Source organism: Pseudorhodobacter sp. (assembly GCF_030452865.1).
Lineage (GTDB): Bacteria > Pseudomonadota > Alphaproteobacteria > Rhodobacterales > Rhodobacteraceae > Pseudorhodobacter.
Genome location: NZ_JAKDLJ010000462.1, coordinates 1 through 2,576, shown reverse-complemented (window position 1 = coordinate 2,576; position 2,576 = coordinate 1). Strand labels below are relative to the sequence as shown.

Annotated in this window: 3 protein-coding genes and 1 pseudogene; 2 read left to right on the top strand and 2 right to left on the bottom strand. The window is 56.2% G+C overall.

The window, feature by feature from the left end; all coding sequences use genetic code 11:
- Together L0H65_RS18070 and L0H65_RS18065 are read left to right on the top strand one after the other, a co-directional pair.
- Positions 1-535: pseudogene (locus L0H65_RS18070) on the top strand (gfo/Idh/MocA family oxidoreductase); the annotation flags it as partial.
- Positions 532-1,530: an ABC transporter ATP-binding protein gene (locus L0H65_RS18065; RefSeq protein WP_301460599.1), complete on the top strand. Its 999-nt coding sequence runs from the start codon at positions 532-534 to the stop codon at positions 1,528-1,530. The pseudogene L0H65_RS18070 and the gene L0H65_RS18065, both read left to right, overlap by 4 nt.
- Positions 1,531-1,681: 151 nt before the next feature.
- On the opposite strand, the gene L0H65_RS18060 is transcribed toward L0H65_RS18065, so the two are convergent.
- Both L0H65_RS18060 and L0H65_RS18055 read right to left on the bottom strand, forming a co-directional pair.
- Positions 1,682-2,128: a hypothetical protein gene (locus L0H65_RS18060; protein ID WP_301460598.1), complete on the bottom strand. Its 447-nt coding sequence runs from the start codon at positions 2,126-2,128 to the stop codon at positions 1,682-1,684.
- 254 nt (positions 2,129-2,382) lie between these two features.
- On the bottom strand, positions 2,383-2,576 hold a 194-nt coding region (locus L0H65_RS18055), incomplete at its 5' end, for a hypothetical protein (protein WP_301460597.1).

The window sequence follows — 2,576 nt, the reverse complement described above, 5'->3', positions numbered from 1 at the left end:
GCCGATTGTCGACTGCGGCGTGCACTATCTCGACGTGATGTGCCAGATCACCGATGCGCAGCCGTTGCGCGTGCATGGTATGGGCTTGCGGCTTTCAGATGAAATTGCGCCCGATATGTATAACTACGGCCAGTTCCAAGTGATTTTCGACGACAAATCCGTTGGCTGGTATGAGGCGGGTTGGGGTCCGATGATGTCGGAAACCGCGTTTTTCGTGAAAGACATCGTGTCGCCCAATGGCGCGGTGTCAATCACAGATGGCAACAAGGGCAAATCCGACGACGTGGACGGGCATACGAAAGTCGGCGGAATTCTGGTGCATCGCCGCAGTGGCGATGAGGTGATCGAGATGCCGGATGAACCCGGCCATGACGCGCTTTGCGCCGCCGAACAGGCGCATCTGATCACGGCGATTCAGACCGACATGGATCTGACGCGCCACATGCAAGACGCCGTGCAGTCCTTGCGCATCTGCCTTGCCGCCGATCAAAGCATCCGCGAAGGCCGCATGATAGAGTTAGAGGATATCCTATGACCGCGTTGAAACTGGAAAACGTCAGCAAATCTTTCGGCGATGTGAAGGTGCTGCATGATATCAACCTGACGGTGGAGGAAGGCGAGTTTGTGGTTTTCGTCGGCCCCTCGGGCTGCGGCAAATCCACCCTGTTGCGGGTGATCGCGGGGTTGGAGGATGCCAGTTCCGGCACCGTTGCCATTGGCGGCACCGTCGTCAACGCCACCCCCCCCGCCAAACGCGGCATTGCCATGGTGTTCCAATCCTACGCGCTTTATCCGCATCTGAACGTCAAGGATAACATGGGGTTGGGCCTGAAACAGGAGGGCCAACCGAAAGAGGTGATTGCCGCGCGCATCGCCAAAGCCAGCAAGATGCTGTCGCTTGACGACTACCTCAAACGCCGCCCGGCAGAGCTTTCCGGCGGCCAGCGCCAGCGCGTTGCCATTGGCCGCGCCATCGTGCGCGAACCCAAGCTGTTTCTGTTTGATGAGCCGCTGTCGAACCTCGACGCCGCCTTGCGGATGAACACGCGGGTCGAGATTGCCGATTTGCACCGCACCCTGTCGGCGTCGATGATCTATGTCACCCATGACCAGACCGAAGCGATGACGCTGGCCGATAAGATCGTCGTGCTGCATGATGGGCGGGTGGAACAGGTCGGCTCCCCGATGGAGCTTTACAACAACCCCGCCAACCAATTCGTCGCAGGCTTCCTCGGCTCCCCCGCCATGAATTTCCTGACTGCTTCGGTCAAAGGCCAAACGGCGGGGGAAACCTTGGGCATCCGCCCCGAACACCTGCGCGTGGTGGAGGCGGGCCGCATCAACGGGCGCGTCACCCATGTCGAAAATCTGGGCGGCGATACCAATGTGCTGGTCAAAACCGACGGCGCCGAGGCACTGACCCTGCGGCTCTTCGGCCAATATGCGGCGAAGGTCGGGCAAGCGATCGCGCTCGATTTCGACGATGCGCTGGCGTTTCGGTTTGATGTTGGGGGGAAGCGGCTGGGGTGATTGGTGCGGCCTTTATGACGATGGCACGCAAAGCCGCCTCTAGAGCCTCAAGGCCAAAGCCGCTTTCAGGTTGATGTGCCACAAGCGGTAGTTTTTGGAAGTCAGTTCAAGCACCAGTTTGAAGCGGGATATTCCTGATCCGAAATGGAAGTTAAGGTTGTGCAACCAGTGTGGCTGCAATGTTCCCAAGAGAAGTGTTAAAAAACCAATCTCGATGCAGTAATTCACCATTTACGATGTAGAGATTTTCTACTTCGTAAAACCGATACACTCCGTCCTCATCAGGGATACGAACTCGGCTTACTGCCCCTGTTTCGGCAGCCTCCTCGCCGCTCACGTCAAACAGCTTAAAATAATCCTCATTAGAGGTCAGTGCCGCTTGCATTAAGATTGCAAGCACCCCTTCTTTTTCGGTAATACGCTCATCGACGAAATAGCAGCCAGCTTCCACCCCACCAACCGTCACAGCCGTTCCAGCAGCAACGAGCAACGTAATTGGTGCAGTAAGGACGGCAAGAACACCTGCCGCAAATTCACTTCCGCCAATGATACCTACGGTCCCAGCTCCGGAAGCCCCTGCAAGCGTCGAACCCAACATTATAGATCCGCTGGCTGCGTGTGGAAAGAAATAAAGCCCCCCTAAAGCCATTGTCGCCGGACCTACGGACGCCCCAACGCCACCTGCTGTGACAACCGCAGTAGCAGCTGTGGGACTGACCAACTGGCTAAGCCGATAGTCACATACGCCAGAAAATGCGCTCGTAACCCAGACGAGCGAAATGGCCGCACTAAGGCTTAAACTTCTGACCACTGACCTAACCCCTCTAAAATAAAATCCCTATGTTCTTAGTCTTACGAAGCCATAAAATCAAGCTCGTGTGTCTCGCTGCGCTGGCATTGTGCGTCCAAAAATATTCCTAAAACCCTCCTTTTTGCAACGGCGAGAAAATGGTCTGTTTTCCGCTGCCACAAACCCCGTTCAAAACCTAAATAGTCGTTGAAGGTTTTTGCCCCTGCCGAGGGAACGACCATACGCCGCACGCAAG